Source organism: Allobosea sp. Root483D1, assembly GCF_001429505.1.
Taxonomy (GTDB): Bacteria; Pseudomonadota; Alphaproteobacteria; order Rhizobiales; family Beijerinckiaceae; genus Allobosea.
In genome coordinates this window covers 517,521-533,526 of sequence record NZ_LMJW01000018.1, presented here as the reverse complement: position 1 = coordinate 533,526, position 16,006 = coordinate 517,521, and the positions used below count along the sequence as shown (strand labels likewise).

The following is a 16,006-nucleotide window of genomic DNA, read 5'->3' as shown; positions in this document are numbered from 1 at the left end:
CGGCATGCGGGCCAGATCGGCGATCACCGGCTCGCCGCCGATGGTCTTGCCGAGGCAGAGCGCCAGCTTGTGCTTGGTGCCCTCGAAGTCCTGGCTGGCCAGGAGCTCGCGCAGGAAGACGGTCTCGCGCTTGGCGTTGGGCAGTTCGATGCCGATCGCGTTCTTGCCCTGCACCACCGCCACGCGCGCCGACACCGCGCTCATCGACCGCGCGATGTCGTCGGCGAGTGAGATGACGCGCGAGCTCTTCGTCCCAGGAGCGGGCTCGAGCTCGTAGAGCGTCACGACCGGGCCGGGGCAGGCCTGAACCACCTCGCCACGAACGTTGAAGTCCTCCAGAATCCCCTCGAGCAGCCCGGAATTCTGCTGGATGAGCTCGATCGGGATCGTTGCCGCGATCTGCGGCGGCTCGGCCAGGAACTCGATCGGCGGCAATTCGAAGCCATGGAATGCGGCTGGCCTGGGCTGCAGGGCGACGGCGCGCAGCTTTGGCGCAGAAGGCACGACTGAAACCTTCGGCTGCACGGAAGCGGGCACAGCCTCCGCCGCGACCGCCTTCGGCACGGGCGCTGCGGCTGGCGCGAGCTGCCCCATGATCCTGCGGCGCGGAGCCTGGGCCTTGGGTGCAGGAGCAGGCGCGGCCGCCACAGAAACCGGCGCGACCACCTGCAGAGCAGGCGGCGTAAGGCTCAACTCGAAGCGATAGGGCTGCGTCCAGCCGAAGGTCATCGTCGCCGAGGCAGCCGCGGGAATCGGAGCAGGCGCCGGGCGCGCCGGCTCGGCCACTGCCACCGGCGCGATAGGCTGGGCCATCGCCGGCGGCGCCCTGGATGCGCGGACCGGCGGCGCGGTCTCGAATGTTGCCTCGTCCTCCTGCTCGGCGTCCGGGATGAATTCCCAGAAGGCAGCGTCGGAGAGGAAGGCGAACGGGGTCGTGACCGCCTCGGCCGGGTTCTCATCCGGCAGCGGTACATCGACTGCCGGAGCGATCAGGGCATCCTCGCCCTCCTCCGCCATCTCGGCTTCGACCTGCGACGTGGCCTCGGGCAGCGGCGCCTCGGGCGATCCACCACCCCAGACCTGCTGCAGCATGTGCCGCGGGGTCCGCCAATAGCGGACGCGATCGGGATCGACGGGGACTTCCGGCACGGGCTCGGGCGGCGGGTTCGTAGGCTCCGCAGCGGTGCGCTCGACCTCCTGCCGACGAACCTTGTCGGGCGTGCGCCCGAAGCGGACGAGCCCCGGTGCCCCCGGCGCTTCAGACGCGCGGCGACTGACCGGAGCCGGCTCCGGAATGTCAGCGAAATCAGCGAGTTGATCCGAGATTCGGGCAGCGGGAGAGGTGCTGTTCGTCTGGAGATTGCGATGGATTTTACGCATGGATCAACGCTGGCCCGACACTCACTCGACTGAGCATCGAGAGGTACCGGCGCAGGGTTAACACCCCCTGAATCCGCGCCGGAGATAGCTGTGGATCGTGGCCTGCACCCTGCCCTCTCAGTCGGCCTGGAAAGCCCCGATCATGTAGCTCTCATTGCCGATTTCGGTGACGCGGCCCTTCACCTCATAGCTCGCCAGATCGACGATCCAGACGACGCTGGAGTTGGATTTGCCCTTGGGCGCTCCGGTGATCGCCGCGTATTTTCCATCCGGCGTGATCGCGATGCCGCGCGGCCGCGACGGTTCACCGCCAGGCGTCTTGAGCTCGATGCGCTTGATCGTCGCGGGCTGCTTTGAGAGCGCCTTGGCGACATCGATGATGTCGATATTGTTCGAGCGGAACTGGGTCGAGAGGATGCGCTTGCCGTCCGGCAGGAAGGCGGCGACGAAGGGCCGCGTCGGCGTCTTCTCGTCATCGGTGCCGACGAGGACGCGCGCCACCTCGGCCTTGCCGGGATCGCTCAGCGCCTTCTCGACATCGACGATCGTGACGGTGTTGCCGGGCGTGTCGGTCTGGGCATTCTCGCGGGAGGCATGGGCAACGAGCTTGCCATCCGGGCTGGTCGAGATGCCGAAGCCGCCGGCCTGGACCGGGATGCGCGCGACCTCCGCCCCGCTCTCGCCGGCGATCGCCTTGGACAGGCTCATCACCGTGATGTCGTCGGTGCCGCCATTGGCGCCGAAGATCGTGCCGCCGCCGAGCGGGCTGATGGTGACGCCATTGGTGTCGGGGAAGCAGCCGAACTTCGGATCGGGCGCGCGGTGCGGCACCGGATTGGGCGGACAGGGGAAGCCGGGCTTGCCGAAGGCCTGCTCGACACGGCGGATCACCTTGTTGCTGGCGAGGTCGACGATGCTGAGATGGCGCCCGCCATCCTCGTCGCCCTCCTGCTCGGCATGGGCGAGGACCGCATGCTTGCCGTCGGCTGCGATGGCGAACCCGGTCGGGCCGAAGCCGCCGGTCTCGATATAGCCGTCAACGGCGCCAAGCGTGCCGTTGCTCGCCGGATCGAGCGCCCTCTTCAGATCGATGACGGTCACCGTGCCGGCATGGCCATGCTGGAAGGCGGCGGCGGCCTCCGGCGCCGTGCGGCCGGAATGATTGACGACATAGGCCCGTCGATAGTCCGGCGCGATCGCGATCGAGATCGGCTGGCCGCTGGAGACGACAGTCTTGCCGTCGACCTGGATATCCGGCGTGACGCGCAGGCGATTGACGACGGCTTTTGGTGTCCCGTCATTGGCGGGGTCGATCGCCTTCTCGAGGTCGATGACCAGGACGACATTGTCCCAGCGGCCGCTGGCAAGGAAATAGTCCTTCGCCATGAGCTGCTGCGCGCCTCCTATGGCGCAGAGCGCCAGCGTCGTGCCGAGAAGCCTCGTCCGTAGCATGATCGTCCTCCCTCGGTTGTCCCGTTGTCCGGGTTCGTCGTTCTCTATGTTGGGTTGCCGTGCTCCTTCAGCGCCTCGTCCAGCACCCTGACGACGTGCAGAGCCTCGCGGCCGGCGCCGTCGTGGATCTGGTGGCGGCAGCTGGTGCCATCGGCAACGATGAGATCGTTCGCGCCGGCCTTGCGCACCGCCGGCAGCAACGAGAGCTCGCCCATGGCGAGCGAGACGTCGATCGTCGCCGCGCCATAACCGAAAGCGCCGGACATGCCGCAGCAGCTCGATTCGATCGGCCTGACCTCGAGCCCCGGCACCGCCCGCAAGGTCTTCTCAACTGCGCCCATCGCGTCGAAGGCCTTCTGGTGGCAGTGGCCGTGCAGATGCGCGACGCGCCCGCCTTGGTCACGCAATGGCAGGCTCGTCCGGCCCGCAGCCATGTCGGCCGCCAGCAGCTCCTCGACCAGCAGCGCCGCCTTGGCTAGCGGCTCGACCTCGGCCTTGGGCAGCAGTGCCGCGAACTCGTCGCGGAAGCTCATCAAGCAGGAAGGTTCGAGCCCGACGACCCGCGCACCCCTGGCAACGAAAGGCGCGAGCGCATCGAGCGTCCGCCTTGCCTCGGCACGGGCCTCGTCAACCAACCCGGCAGAGAGGAAGGTGCGCCCGCAGCAGAGCGGCCGGCCTCCGCCCGCAGCCGCAACACGATGCAAGCGATAACCGCCGGCCAGCAGCACGCGCTCGGCCGCCTCCAGGTTCTCGCGCTCGAAATAGCGATTGAAGGTGTCGCCAAAGAGCACGATGTCGCGGCCATCGCCTTTCACGGCCGACGGGTCCGACGGGCCAGCCACCTCGCGCCAGGGCTGGCGCCAGACCGGCAGCGAGCGCCGTGCCGAGAAGCCGAGCCAGCGTTCGCTAAGCTTCGCCAGGAGCGGAATGCGGTCGCGCAGGTTCATCAATGGCGCGAGCTTCGCCGCGAACGGCGCATAGCGCGGCAGATAGGCGATCAATCGTTCCTTCAGCGGCAGGCCGTGCCTGGCATGGTAGTGATGCAGGAACTCGACCTTCATCCTGGACATGTCGACGCCCGTCGGGCAGTCGCGCTTGCAGCCCTTGCAGGAGACGCAGAGATCGAGCGTCTCCTTCATCTCCGGCGAGGTGAAGGCGCCCTCGCCGAGCTGGCCGGAGATCGCGAGCCTGAGCGTATTGGCCCGCCCGCGGGTGAGGTGCTGCTCGTCCCGCGTCGCGCGCCAGGACGGGCACATCGTGCCGCCCGCCATCTTCCGGCAGGTGCCGTTGTTGTTGCACATCTCGACCGCGCCACCGAAGCCGCCCCAGTCGGACCAGTCGAGCGCGGTCTCCACCGGAACCGGCGTGGCGTAGCCCGGCGAAAAGCGCATCAGGCTGCGATCGTCCATATGGTAGGGTCGGACGATCTTGCCGGGATTGAGGTGGTTATCGGGATCGAAGCCGTCCTTGACCGCCTCGAAGGCGCGGGTCAACGGCCCCCCGAACATCGGCTCGACGAAGTCCGAGCGCGAGATGCCGTCGCCATGCTCGCCCGAGAACGAGCCCTTGAAGCGCCGCACCAGCTCGCAGGCCTCCTCGGCAATGCCCCGCATCGCCTTGACGCCCGCTTCCGTCTTCATATTGAGGATCGGGCGGACATGCAGGCAGCCGACCGAGGCGTGCGCATACCAGGTGCCGCGCGTGCCGTGGCGCTCGAACAGCGCGGTGACGGCATCGGTATAGTCGGCGAGGTGCTCCAGCGGGACCGCACAGTCCTCGATGAAGGAGACCGGTTTCCCGTCGCCCTTCATCGACATCATGATGTTGAGGCAGGCCTCGCGCACGTCCCAGACTGGCTTCTGCCGGGCAGGCTCGATCACCTCGACCACCGCATCGAAAAAGCCGTGATCGGCCATGCACTGGTCGAGCCGCCTGAGGTCGCCCTTCAGAGCGGCAAGATCGTCGCCGGCGAACTCGACCAGCAGGAGGCAGTTCGGCTTGCCCCTGGTGATGTCGGCGAGCGTGCGCACGAAGAGCGGGATGTCGGCGCCCAAGACCAGCACATTGTTGTCGACGAGCTCGACCGCGGCCGGCCCGAGCGCGACGAGATGCTGCGTCGTCTCCATCGCGGCGCGAAAATTCGGGAAATGGCAGACGCCCATGACGCGGTGCTGCGGCAGGGCCGAGAGCTTCAGCGTCGCCTGCGTCGTCAGCGCCAGCGTGCCTTCCGAACCGACCAGCAGGTGCGACAGGTTCGGCCGCGGCACGATCAGCTCGTCGAGATTATAGCCGCCGACGCGCCGCTGCACTTTCGGGAAGATCGCCTCGATCTCGTCTCGATGGCTATCGGCGAGCGCCAGCATCGTCTCCATCAGCGCCCGGGCCCGCGGCGAGGCGTTGTCGCCGACCGGTCCCTCGCCGAGCGCGAACTGTTCGCCGTCATGAAACATCGCCTTCAGGGCGATGACATTGTCGACCGTCTTGCCGTAGCGCAGCGAGCGCGCACCCGACGAGTTGTTGCCGACCATGCCGCCGATGGTGCAGCGGCTCGCGGTCGAGGGCTCCACCGGGAAGAACAGCCCGTCCTTCTTCACATGCGTGTTTAGCGCTTCCAGCACGATGCCGGGCGCGACCGAGACCATCTGCGCGGCCGGATCGTAGTCGCGGATCGCGTTGAAGTGCCGGCTCATGTCGACGATCAGCGCATCGCCGATCGGCTGGCCGTTCTGCGAGGTGCCGCCACCGCGCGCGATCACCGGCACGCCGTGCTCTGCGGCGATCGTCAGCGCCGCGGCGAGGTCGGCCTCGCTTTTCGGGAAGGCGACGCCTTGAGGCACGATCTGGTAGATCGAGGCATCGGTGGCGTAGCGCCCGCGGGTGAAGGCGTCGAATCGCACCTCCCCTTCCAGCGCTTGCGACAGCTTGCGTTCGAAGCCGAGATTGCGGCTGTGCGGGCGCGGCAGCGCGGCCTGCGTCATCTGGTGGCCTCAGCAGTATCTGGATCTGGTCGGCCACGTCCGCGCAGGGCGGCAATCGCATCGCTGGCCGGCCCCCAGCATAGCAGCAGCAAGGCCAGCACGACGAGTGTCCCGACCAGTCCATTTGCCCAGAAGACGCCGAGTGAGCCGCCCGAGCCCAGCAGCGCCTGGCGGAAGGCATCCTCTGCCCGGTCGCCCAGCACCAGCGCCAGGATCATCGGGGCGAGCGGGTAGTCGAGCTTCTTGAAGACATAGCCGACGACGCCGAAGATCAGCATCAGCCAGATATCGAAGATCGAGTTCGAGATGGTGTAGGCGCCGATCGCGCAGACGATCAGGATCACCGGCGCGACGAAGGAGAACGGGATCCGCATGATCGCGGCAAAGAGCGGCACCGTCGCCAGCACGATGATCAGGCCGGCGAGATTGCCGAGATACATCGAGGCGATCAGCCCCCAGACGAATTCCTTCTGCTCGACGAACAGCATCGGCCCGGGTTGCAGCCCCCAGACTAGCAGGCCCCCGAGCAGCACCGCCGCGGTCGCCGAGCCGGGAATGCCGAGCGCCAGCATCGGCAGGAGCGCGCTGGTGCCGGCGGCGTGCGCGGCGGTCTCGGGCGCCAGCACGCCCTCGATCTCGCCCTTGCCGAAATTCTTGCCTCGCTTCGAGAAGCGCTTGGCGAGGCCGTAGCCCATGAAGGAAGCGGCGATGGCGCCGCCCGGCGTCACGCCCATCCACATGCCGACGACCGCGGAGCGCAGCAGCGTCGCCCAGTAGCGCGGCAGGCCGGCCCAGGTCCGGAGCACGACCTTGAGGTCGATCTTCGCCTGCTTGCCCTTGAACACCAGCCCCTCCTCGACCGTCAGCAGGATCTCGCTGACGCCGAACAGGCCGATGACGACGATCAGGAAGTCGAAGCCGCGCATCAGCTCGGCCGAGCCGAACGTCATCCGCAGATCGCCCGAGATCGAATCGAGGCCCACCGCCGCAAGCAGGAAGCCGATGCAGAGCGAGGCGATGATCTTGGCGCGGTTTTCCCGGCCCATCCCGATGAAGGAGCAGAAGGTCAGGAGGAAGACCGCGAAGAACTCGGCTGGGCCGAATTTGAGCGCGAACTGGGCAACGAGCGGCGCGACGAAGGTGATCAGCACCACGCCGGAAAGCGCCCCGATGAAGGAGGCGGTGAAGGCCGCCGTCAGCGCTTCGGCTGCCTTGCCCTGCACCGCCATCGGATAGCCGTCGAAGGTGGTCGCGACCGACCAGGCCTCGCCGGGAATGTTGAACAGGATCGAGGTGATCGCGCCGCCGAACAGCGCGCCCCAGTAGATCGACGACAGCAGGATGATCGCCGAGGTCGGGTCCATGCCGAAGGTCAGCGGCAACAGGATCGCGACGCCGTTGGGACCACCTAAGCCCGGCAGCACCCCGACGATGATGCCGAGGATGACCCCGACCGCCATGAAGCCGATATTGTGCCAGGAGAGCGCGACCTGGAAGCCGGCGATGAGCGAGGCGAGATCGTCCATCGGTCGTCCTTCAATAACCGAGCACGGCTTCGAGCGGGCCCTTTGGCAAGGGCACGCGGAACTGCAATTCGAAGACCCAGAAGCAGGCGATCGGTACCAGGAACGCCGTCAGCCCGATCGACCACCAGCGCGACGTCCCGACCACCGCCATGAAGGTGACGATGAAAACAGCCGAAGCGACATAGATCCCGAGCGGCTGGATCAGCGCCACGAACAGGATGAGCGGCCCCAGCACCCGGACGACCTGGCGCAATTGCTCATAGGTCACGAAGACCGCATCCGGCCGGCGGAAGGACTGCCAGAGGATGAAGAGCGAGGCGGCGAGGAAGATCCAGCCGACACGGGCCGGGAAGAAGCCGTTCTGCGGGCCGCCATCCCAGCCCGCGCCACGCCCATGCGAGTCGTAGAGGACGATACCGGCGAGGCCGATCAGCAGCAGCGCCGTGGCGATCTCGACCGGGCGGCGCGAGATGCCGGGTTCGGGTGCTTCGGTTTCACTAGGACTCGACACGATCCGTCTTCTCCCATGTCATCCCGGACAAGCCGCGTGAGCGGCGCTGGTGCATCATTTCGGCGCGGCACATGAGGCCGAACCCGGAGCTCGTGAACATTCGGCAGCTCCGATTTCGTCATGCTCGGCCTTGTGCCGAGCATCCACGTCTCGAACATCGCATGTGATTAGCGAAGCGAAGGATGTGGATGGTCGGGACAAGCCCGACCATGACGCAATTGGCCGTGGTCGAGCCCCGGCCTCACTTCGCCATGAAGCCGGCTTCGGTCATCAGCTTCTCGTGCTTCGCCTCGTCCGCCTTCAGGAAGGAAACGAAGGCTTCGCCGTCGCGATAGTCCGCCGCCAGCGCATTGCGGGCGAGGTAATCTTTCCATTCCGGCGTCTCGGAGACCTTCTTGAACAGGTCGACATAGAAGGCTTGCTGCTCCTTGCTGACCTTGCCGGGCATGAACATGCCGCGCAGCATCTGGTAGCTGACATTCAAGCCCTGCGAGGCGCAGGTCGGGATGTCGGCCCAGGACTGTCCGTCCGCGACCTTCTCGGTATAGGTCATCTTCTGCTCGGCGAAGACGCAGAGCGGGCGCGTCGCGCCGCCTCGCCAGTTGGCGAGATCCTCGGCCGGGTTGTTGGTGGTGGCCTCGACATGCCCGCCCGACAACTGCGTCGAGGCCTGGCCGCCGGAGGTGTAGGGGATATAGGCGAACTTGGTGCCGCCCTGCTTCTCCATGGCGAAGACGAGCAGGTTGTCCTCGCGCTTGGACGACGTGCCGCCGATCTTCATCGCCGGATTGGCGCTCTTTGCCGCCGCCATCAGGTCGCCGGCGTTCTTGTAGGGCGCCTTGGCGTTGACCCAGAGCAGGAAGGAATCCTGCGCCAGCATCGCGACCGGAGTGTAATCGGTCCAGTTCAGCGCCAGCTTGGTCGCCATCGGCGTCATGAAGATGCCGCTCGAGGTGGTGATCAGCTTGTGCGGATCGCCGGCCGATTTCTGGATGTCGAGCATGCCCTCGGCGCCGCCGGCAGCCGGCTTGTTGACGACGATGATCGGCTGCTTGGTGAATTGCTGCTTCTGGATGATGCCCTGGATCGTCCGCGCCATCTGGTCGGACGCGCCGCCCGCCGAGAACGGCACCACGATCTCGACCGGCTTGTTCGGCTCCCAGGCGGCCGCGGGCCCGATGCCGGCGGCCAGAATTGCGGTCGCGGCCAGCCATTGCTGCTTCATGATCGCTCCTCCCGATGATTGCGCTCTAACGGCGCGATGGAGGGAGCTTAGATCAAAAATTTTTGCATTCAATCCTAAAAGTGAAAATGCAAAATTTGAGAACGATTACCACTGTCATTCTCGGGCGAAGCGCGGCGCAGACCCGAGAATCTCAGGACCAGAAATAGCTGGTTTCCGCAATGCCCGGGTCAAGCCCGAGCATGACGCCGCCCGGTAGCGGCCGTCTTCACCCAGCAGAAGCCTGCGCCGCCTTCCGCTTGTTGCGGAGATGCAGAAACAGGATGTCGGAGAGCTCCGAGCCGGCGCGCCGCCGCAGCGCATCGAGGATCGCCTCGTGCTCGCGCATCGCCTCGCCCCAGCGGTCGCGATCCTTGGCGAGATTGGCCGAATAGCGCACCCGCCGGATCCGGCCGGCCAGGTTGGCATAGGTCGCCGCCAACGTGATGTTGCCGGCGGCCTCGACGATCAATTGATGGATGGCCTGGTTGCAATGGAAATAGCCATGCATGTCGCGGCGCAGATAGAATCGGTACATATCGTGATGAACGCGCTCGATTTCGGCGAATTCGGCCTCCGAAATCCGCTCGCAAGCGAGACGGCCGGCGAGCGCCTCGAGCCCACCCATCACGTCGAAGAGCTCGCGGACATCCTCGGGGCTGAGCTCGCGCACCCGCGCACCGCGATTGGGCAGGAGCTCGATCAGCCCCTCCGCCGCCAGCACCTTGAGCGCCTCGCGCAGGGGGGTGCGCGAGATGTTGAAGCGCTCGCACAACGCTCGCTCGGGAACGCGGGCGCCATCGGCGAGATGGCCCTCGACGATGAAGTCGCGCAGCGCGGCGAGCAGCCCCTCATGCAGCGACGTGACCGGCCTTGCGACCTCGGCCGGCGCCGGGCCCTGCTCGTCGAGAGTATCGAGAAATGGCTCGCTCATGCATCATCGCTAAGTCGGCTCGGGTCGCCTGTCGAGCCCGATTGTCGATAATTAGCATACCATGTCGCAGTTGATCTTCCAAAAAATGAATGCAAAATATCGGACAGCGGCGCAGCGGCGCCTGGCCCTCGGGGAGGATAAGAAACATCATGCAAGGGCGTCACTTCCTGCACATTCCCGGTCCGAGCCCGATTCCGGACCGGATCCTGCGCGCCATCGCCATGCCGATCATCGACCATCGCAGCGCCGAATTCGCCGTGCTCGGCAAGGCGGTGCTGGAGGGCAGCAAGACCGTCTTCAAGACCAAGCAGCCGGTGGTGATCTACCCCTCCTCCGGCACCGGTGCCTGGGAAGCGGCGATCGTCAACACGCTCTCGCCCGGCGACACCGTGCTGATGGCCGAGACCGGCCATTTCGCGACGCTGTGGAAGAATATCGCGACGCGCTTCGGCATCGAGGTCGAGTTCATCCCCGGTGATTGGCGCCGCGGCGCCGATCCGGCTGCGATCGAAGCAAGACTGGCCGAGGACAAGGCCCGCAAGATCAAGGCGGTGATGGTCGTCCACAACGAGACCTCGACCGGCGCGACCAGCCGCGTTGCCGAGATTCGCAAGGCGATCGACGCCGCCGGCCACCCGGCCCTGTTCATGGTCGACACCATCTCCTCGCTCGCCTCGGTCGACTATCGCCATGACGAGTGGCAGGTCGACGTCACAGTCTCGGGCTCGCAGAAGGGGCTGATGCTGCCGCCCGGCCTCGGCTTCAACGCCGTCTCGGAAAAGGCGCTCGCAGCCTCGAAGACCAACACCCTGCCGCGCTCTTTCTGGGACTGGGAGGAGATGATCAGGATCAATGCCGGCGGCTTCTTCCCCTATACGCCTGCGACCAACCTCCTCTACGGGCTGAAGGAGGCGCTCGCCATGCTGCAGGAGGAGGGGCTGGACCAGGTCTTTTCCCGCCACAAGCGTCTCGCCAGCGCCTGCCGGGCCGCGGTCAACGCCTGGGGGCTGGAGGTGCTCTGTGAGAATCCAGCCGAGCAGTCGCCGGTCCTGACCGGCGTGCTGATGCCGCCCAGCCATGATGCCGACCGCTTCCGCAGGATCGCGCTGGAGAAGTTCAACATCTCGCTCGGCTCGGGCCTCGGCAAGGTCGCCGGCAAGGTCTTCCGCATCGGCCATCTCGGCGAGTGCAACGAGCTCAGCCTGCTCGGCGCTCTCTCCGGCGTCGAGATGGGCCTTGCCGCGGCGGGCGTGCCCCATCGCAGCGGCGGCGTCGCGGCAGCGATGGCCGATCTCGAAGGCGCCGAGCCGAGCAATCAGGCGAAGGCCGTGGCTTGAGTGGGCGGAAATTGCCTTACCTGTCACCGTTATCCTCGCCCGGCTCGCTTCGCGGTGTGTCAGACATGCGCGGGATTCCCTCTCCCGGATGGGAGAGGGGTAGGGGTGAGGGACTGCCATTGATTACTTGAGCACCGCGCCGCCGTTGCGCCTTCTGCGGNNATAGGGCAGGCCCTCATCCCTGCCCTTCTCCCACACGGGAGAAGGGTTCCCCGCGGATGCCACGTCGATCATCGCCCGCTGTAAACGAGGCGCGAACCTCACTCAGCCGCCTCAACCGACTTCACCCCCTGCCCACGCGCCGCTTTGAGCAGGTTGCTGCGCAACCTGACGATTGCCTTCTGCACCACCGGGAAATCCTCGCCGAGACCGGCAGCGGCCACCAGGTTCATCGGCAGCGCCTTCTCGCGCAGGGCTCGGCCCTCTGGTGTCAGGCTGACGCGCACCTGGCGCTCGTCGGCCAGGTCGCGTTGGCGGCGGATATAGCCGAGCGCTTCGAGCTTCTTCAGGATCGGGGTCAGCGTGTTCGACTCCAGGAACAGCTTCTCGCCCAGCCCGCCGACGCTTTGATTGTCCTCCTCCGAGAGCGCGATGATCGCGATGTACTGGGTGTAGGTCAGCCCGAGCTCGTCGAGGATCGGCTTGTAGGCGCGGCCATAGGCCAGATTGGCCGAATAGATCGCAAAGCAGAGAAAATTCGCCAGCTTGGGAACATTCGGATCGTTCGGGGTCGGAGTGGGCATGGCTGGGCCTCGTTATGAGCGCGTCATCGCTGCCCTGATATATATCGCATCCGATTAAATCGGAAGGGTTGACATCAGTTCGAGCTGCCACATATAAGATCGTATCCGATTAGATCGAACGCGATCTAAAAACAGAAGGAAACTCGACATGTCCTCCACCGACAAGGTTCTCTACACCGGCCGCACCCACACCACCGGCGGCCGCGATGGTGCCGCCCGCAGCTCGGATGGCCGCCTCGAAGTCAACCTGACCTCCCCCGGCGCTCCCGGCGCCGGCACCAATCCCGAGCAGCTCTTCGCGGCGGGCTGGTCGGCCTGCTTCATCGGCGCGATCGGGCTGGCGGCGCGCGAGCGCAAGGTCGCGGTTCCCGCCGACACCGCCGTCGATGCCGAGGTCGACCTGCGCCATGGCGAGCGCGGCTATGTCCTGCAGGCTCGCCTGAACGTTGCCCTGCCGGGGCTGGATCGCGAGACCGCCCGGGCCCTGGTCGATGCCGCGCACCAGACCTGCCCCTACTCCAAGGCGACCCGCGGCAACATCGAGGTCGAGATCAACCTCGTCTGAGCTGCATCGGAGGGCGCCGCGCGGAGATCTCCGCCGGCGCCTTCCCTCTCCAGTCATCGCCGCCGCGCGCAGAAGGCATTCCACCATGGCCAAGACCAAGCCCCCTGAAACCATCGAGCCCAGCCGCCGCTTCTTCGTCGGCGCCATGACGACGGCAATCGCCGCAGCTGGCGTCGGCTTGAGCCGGCCAGCGTTGGCGGCGCCGACGCTGTCGTCCTTCGGTACACTCAAGCGGATCGAAACCGGCGTGCTCAGTGTCTCCTATGCAGAGCAGGGCCCGGCAGACGGACCGGTCGTCATCCTGCTGCATGGCTGGCCCTATGACATCCACACCTATGTCGACGTCGCCCCGCTCCTGGCGGCCAATGGCTACCGGGTGATCGTGCCCTCGCTGCGCGGCTATGGCGCGACGCGCTTCCTCTCCGCCGACACGCCACGGAACGGCCAGCAGGCGGCGCTCGCCGTCGACGTCATCGCGCTGATGGACGCGCTCAGGATCGAGAAAGCGCTGCTCGGCGGCTGCGACTGGGGCGCACGCACGGCCTGTATCGTCGCGGCGCTGTGGCCCGAGCGCGTCAAGGGCCTGGTCTCGGTCAGCGGTTACCTGATCGGCAGCCAGAAGCTGAACGAGGCGCCGCTGCCGCCCAAAGCCGAACAGCAATGGTGGTATCAGTACTATTTCGCCACCGAACGGGGCGCCGCCGGCTATGCCAAGAACACTCGGGATTTCGCCCGTCTGATATGGGAGACTGCCTCCCCGAAGTGGAAGTTCGACGACGCAATCTTCGCGCGCTCGGCTGTGGCCTTCGACAATCCCGACCATGTCGCGATCTCGATCCATAATTACCGCTGGCGCCTCGCTTTGGCGCAGGGCGAGCCCCAGTTCGATGCGCTGGAGAGCAAGCTCGCGGCCTTCCCGGTGATCACCGTGCCGACGATCACCCTGGAAGGCGACGCCAATGGCGCACCGCACCCCGATCCTGCCGCCTACGCCAAAAAATTCTCCGGCTGGTACCGGCACAGGACGATCGATGGCGGCATCGGCCACAACCTGCCGCAGGAAGCTCCGGCCGCCTTTGCCGATGCCATCATCACTGTCGACCGCGCCTGAAAGCGGCGTTGCAGGTAGCGGCCCGGGATGGTTACCCGAGCCGCTACCAAATGCAGACAACTGTGAGCGATTCCCGAGGGCCGCTTTTACCCCTCCTCGCCCATGATCCGCGCGATTTTAGGGAGGAATTGATGGCCTTGAAGATGATGCTCGCGGGCGCGGCCGCGATGATGCTGCGGCAGCTTCCGATGGTCGCACCGGTCGAGCAGGCGCCGCTCGTGTCCCGCGGCATGGATGACCTGCCGATGGAGCCGGCTCCGATCGAGCCGTCCTGGATCATCGCCGGAGAGCCGGTGGCGCGCGTCGGGCTGCATTCGCGTAGCGGCGACGACGCCGCCACGACCGCCATGTGGGACTGCACCGCCGGCGAGTTCCGCTGGTTCTTCGACTGGGACGAGACCGTCATCATCCTCGAAGGCGCGGTCCACGTCACCGCGCAGGACGGCTCGCAGCGCACCTTGCGCCAGGGCGACATCGCCTATTTCGCCGGAAAGACCTGGGCGACCTGGCGAATCGACTCTTACGTCCGCAAGATCGCCTTCTGCCGCAAGCGCTTCCCGGCACCGGTGGCGCTGGCCTATCAGCTGCGCAACATGCTGCGCGGCGACAAGGGCTCGCAGGGCGGCCTCGCCGCCTGACGGACGAAGAGCTGCTCCAGCCTCCGAACCTTTCACTCCGTGCCAGGCCGGCAATGGTTTTCGCCCTGCCGCGACGACCGGCCGGCCTGAGGACACGAAGGGGTAACGGCCGCCCGGATAGCCTCCTCGCACCGACCGTGTAGGATCGCGTTCGGCTGGAGGCGGGTGATGTTCCTGAGCGTATTCGACGTCTTCAAGATCGGGATCGGCCCGTCATCGTCGCATACGATGGGGCCGATGACGGCGGCGGGGCACTTCCTACGCCTCCTGCGCCAGCATCCGTCCCGCGCTGATGCGGCCGCTGTCGGCGCCACCCTCTACGGCTCGCTCGCCTTCACCGGGAAAGGCCATGCCACGGACCGGGCCGTGGCGCTCGGCCTGCTCGGCTGGACGCCGGCCGAGTTCGATTTCGACGCGGCCGAGCGTCAGATGGAGAGCCTCCAGCGCGACCGCCTCCTGCATCTCGAAGGGCTGCCACCGCTCGCCTTCGACCCTGCCGTCGACATCATCTTCGATTACGGGCTGCCCCTGCCCGGCCATGCCAACGGGCTCGTCTTCTGTGCTCGTGATTCCGCCGGAGCCGCGCTGCTATCGGAGACCTATTATTCGATCGGCGGCGGCTTCGTGGTGACGGCGCAGGAACGCGAGGCGCCGGCAGCCAGCGCCACGACGTCCTCCTGGCCCTATCCCTTCGCGAACGCAGCGGCGATGCTGCGCATGGCGCGCGCAAGCGGGCTCTCGATCGCGCAGATGAAGCGTGCCAATGAGGGCCACCTCCAGGCGCCGGACGAGGTCGAACGCGGCCTCGCCCGACTCTGGTCGGTGATGAACGGCTGCATCGAGCGAGGCTTGAGCCAGGACGGCGAATTACCGGGCGGGCTGCGCGTGCGTCGCAGGGCAGCGAAGATCCATCGCCAGCTCACGGCCGAGCGCCAGAGCAATCGCGCCCAGCCGCACGCCGCCTCGGACTGGCTCGGCGTCTACGCCATGGCGGTGAACGAGGAGAACGCGGCCGGCGGCCGGGTGGTGACCTCGCCGACCAACGGCGCCGCTGGCGTCGTGCCCGCAGTGCTGCGCTATTATCTCGACCACTGCGTCGGGGCCGAGCCCGGCAGGATCGCCGACTTCCTGCTGACTGCTGCAGCGATCGGCGGGCTGATCAAGCACAACGCCTCGATCTCAGGCGCCGAGGCCGGCTGCCAGGGCGAGGTCGGCTCGGCCGCCGCGATGGGCGCAGCCGGATTCTGCGCGATCCTCGGCGGCTCGCCCGAGCAGGTCGAGAATGCCGCCGAGATCGCCCTTGAGCACCATCTCGGCATGACCTGCGATCCGGTGGCGGGTCTGGTCCAGGTCCCCTGCATCGAGCGCAATGGCATCGGCGCGATCAAGGCGGTCGCAGCGGCCTCGCTTGCCTTGCGCGGCGACGGCTCGCATTTCATGCCGCTCGACAATTGCATCGAGGCGATGCGCCAGACCGGTGAAGCCATGAACGCCAGGTTCAAGGAAACCAGCCTCGGCGGTCTCGCCGTCAACCTGCCGGAGTGTTGAGCACGGCAGGGTGACGACGCCTTGCCCTCAGCCCCTTCAGAACCGCATCTCGACTCTGCCC

Annotated in this window: 13 protein-coding genes; 5 read left to right on the top strand and 8 right to left on the bottom strand. The window is 66.6% G+C overall.

Going from position 1 to position 16,006, the window contains the following annotated elements:
* The 7 genes from ASE66_RS17870 to ASE66_RS17840 form a co-directional block, all read right to left on the bottom strand.
* Positions 1–1,380: DNA translocase FtsK (locus ASE66_RS17870; protein ID WP_274532962.1), on the bottom strand; the 1,380-nt coding region annotated here is incomplete at its 3' end.
* 117 nt (positions 1,381–1,497) lie between these two features.
* Entirely contained in the window at positions 1,498–2,832 is a 1,335-nt protein-coding gene (locus ASE66_RS17865; RefSeq protein WP_156412207.1) for a YncE family protein, read from the bottom strand.
* 44 nt (positions 2,833–2,876) lie between these two features.
* Positions 2,877–5,810, bottom strand: coding sequence for an FAD-binding and (Fe-S)-binding domain-containing protein (locus ASE66_RS17860; RefSeq protein WP_057191023.1), 2,934 nt, complete (start codon positions 5,808–5,810; stop codon positions 2,877–2,879).
* On the bottom strand, positions 5,807–7,336 hold the full coding sequence (locus ASE66_RS17855) for a tripartite tricarboxylate transporter permease (protein WP_057191022.1): 1,530 nt from the start codon (positions 7,334–7,336) through the stop codon (positions 5,807–5,809). Before ASE66_RS17855 ends, ASE66_RS17860 begins: the two co-directional genes overlap by 4 nt.
* Before the next feature lie 10 nt (positions 7,337–7,346).
* Positions 7,347–7,847, bottom strand: a complete 501-nt coding sequence (locus ASE66_RS17850; RefSeq protein WP_057191021.1) for a tripartite tricarboxylate transporter TctB family protein — start codon at positions 7,845–7,847, stop codon at positions 7,347–7,349.
* A 241-nt stretch (positions 7,848–8,088) separates the two neighbouring features.
* Positions 8,089–9,072 (bottom strand): Bug family tripartite tricarboxylate transporter substrate binding protein, encoded by a 984-nt coding sequence (locus ASE66_RS17845; RefSeq protein ID WP_057191020.1) that lies wholly within the window; start codon positions 9,070–9,072, stop codon positions 8,089–8,091.
* Positions 9,073–9,298: 226 nt separating this feature from the next.
* Entirely contained in the window at positions 9,299–10,003 is a 705-nt protein-coding gene (locus ASE66_RS17840; RefSeq protein ID WP_057191019.1) for a GntR family transcriptional regulator, read from the bottom strand.
* Between the two features lie 149 nt (positions 10,004–10,152).
* On the opposite strand from ASE66_RS17840, the gene ASE66_RS17835 reads away from it, so the two are divergent.
* Positions 10,153–11,340 (top strand): pyridoxal-phosphate-dependent aminotransferase family protein, encoded by a 1,188-nt coding sequence (locus ASE66_RS17835; protein ID WP_057191018.1) that lies wholly within the window; start codon positions 10,153–10,155, stop codon positions 11,338–11,340.
* Between the two features lie 260 nt (positions 11,341–11,600).
* Here ASE66_RS17835 and ASE66_RS17830 read toward each other — a convergent pair whose 3' ends face one another.
* On the bottom strand, positions 11,601–12,083 hold the full coding sequence (locus tag ASE66_RS17830) for a MarR family winged helix-turn-helix transcriptional regulator (protein WP_057191017.1): 483 nt from the start codon (positions 12,081–12,083) through the stop codon (positions 11,601–11,603).
* Positions 12,084–12,231: 148 nt separating this feature from the next.
* Here ASE66_RS17830 and ASE66_RS17825 point away from each other — a divergent pair, with 148 nt between their 5' ends.
* The 4 genes from ASE66_RS17825 (at position 12,232) to ASE66_RS17810 (ending at position 15,945) form a co-directional block, all read left to right on the top strand.
* Positions 12,232–12,648: an organic hydroperoxide resistance protein gene (locus tag ASE66_RS17825; RefSeq protein ID WP_057191016.1), complete on the top strand. Its 417-nt coding sequence runs from the start codon at positions 12,232–12,234 to the stop codon at positions 12,646–12,648.
* Between the two features lie 85 nt (positions 12,649–12,733).
* Positions 12,734–13,759 (top strand): alpha/beta fold hydrolase, encoded by a 1,026-nt coding sequence (locus tag ASE66_RS17820; protein ID WP_057191015.1) that lies wholly within the window; start codon positions 12,734–12,736, stop codon positions 13,757–13,759.
* Positions 13,760–13,890: 131 nt separating this feature from the next.
* The gene (locus ASE66_RS17815) at positions 13,891–14,397 is read left to right on the top strand and encodes a cupin domain-containing protein (RefSeq protein ID WP_057191014.1); all 507 of its coding nucleotides are present in this window, start codon (positions 13,891–13,893) and stop codon (positions 14,395–14,397) included.
* 168 nt (positions 14,398–14,565) lie between these two features.
* Positions 14,566–15,945 carry an L-serine ammonia-lyase gene (locus ASE66_RS17810; protein ID WP_057191013.1) on the top strand — a complete coding sequence of 460 codons (1,380 nt, stop codon included), beginning with the start codon at positions 14,566–14,568 and terminating at the stop codon, positions 15,943–15,945.
* The last annotated feature ends 61 nt before the right edge of the window (positions 15,946–16,006 follow it).

Excerpts from the sequence above, each read along its gene's own strand:
- ASE66_RS17840 (WP_057191019.1), bottom strand. The coding sequence starts at position 10,003 with ATGAGCGAGCCATTTCTCGATACTCTCGACGAGCAGGGCCCGGCGCCG.
- ASE66_RS17855 (WP_057191022.1), bottom strand. The coding sequence starts at position 7,336 with ATGGACGATCTCGCCTCGCTCATCGCCGGCTTCCAGGTCGCGCTCTCC.
- ASE66_RS17820 (WP_057191015.1), top strand. The coding sequence starts at position 12,734 with ATGGCCAAGACCAAGCCCCCTGAAACCATCGAGCCCAGCCGCCGCTTC.
- ASE66_RS17830 (WP_057191017.1), bottom strand. The coding sequence starts at position 12,083 with ATGCCCACTCCGACCCCGAACGATCCGAATGTTCCCAAGCTGGCGAAT.
- ASE66_RS17825 (WP_057191016.1), top strand. The coding sequence starts at position 12,232 with ATGTCCTCCACCGACAAGGTTCTCTACACCGGCCGCACCCACACCACC.
- ASE66_RS17845 (WP_057191020.1), bottom strand. The coding sequence starts at position 9,072 with ATGAAGCAGCAATGGCTGGCCGCGACCGCAATTCTGGCCGCCGGCATC.
- ASE66_RS17835 (WP_057191018.1), top strand. The coding sequence starts at position 10,153 with ATGCAAGGGCGTCACTTCCTGCACATTCCCGGTCCGAGCCCGATTCCG.
- ASE66_RS17865 (WP_156412207.1), bottom strand. The coding sequence starts at position 2,832 with ATGCTACGGACGAGGCTTCTCGGCACGACGCTGGCGCTCTGCGCCATA.
- ASE66_RS17860 (WP_057191023.1), bottom strand. The coding sequence starts at position 5,810 with ATGACGCAGGCCGCGCTGCCGCGCCCGCACAGCCGCAATCTCGGCTTC.
- ASE66_RS17810 (WP_057191013.1), top strand. The coding sequence starts at position 14,566 with ATGTTCCTGAGCGTATTCGACGTCTTCAAGATCGGGATCGGCCCGTCA.
- ASE66_RS17815 (WP_057191014.1), top strand. The coding sequence starts at position 13,891 with ATGGCCTTGAAGATGATGCTCGCGGGCGCGGCCGCGATGATGCTGCGG.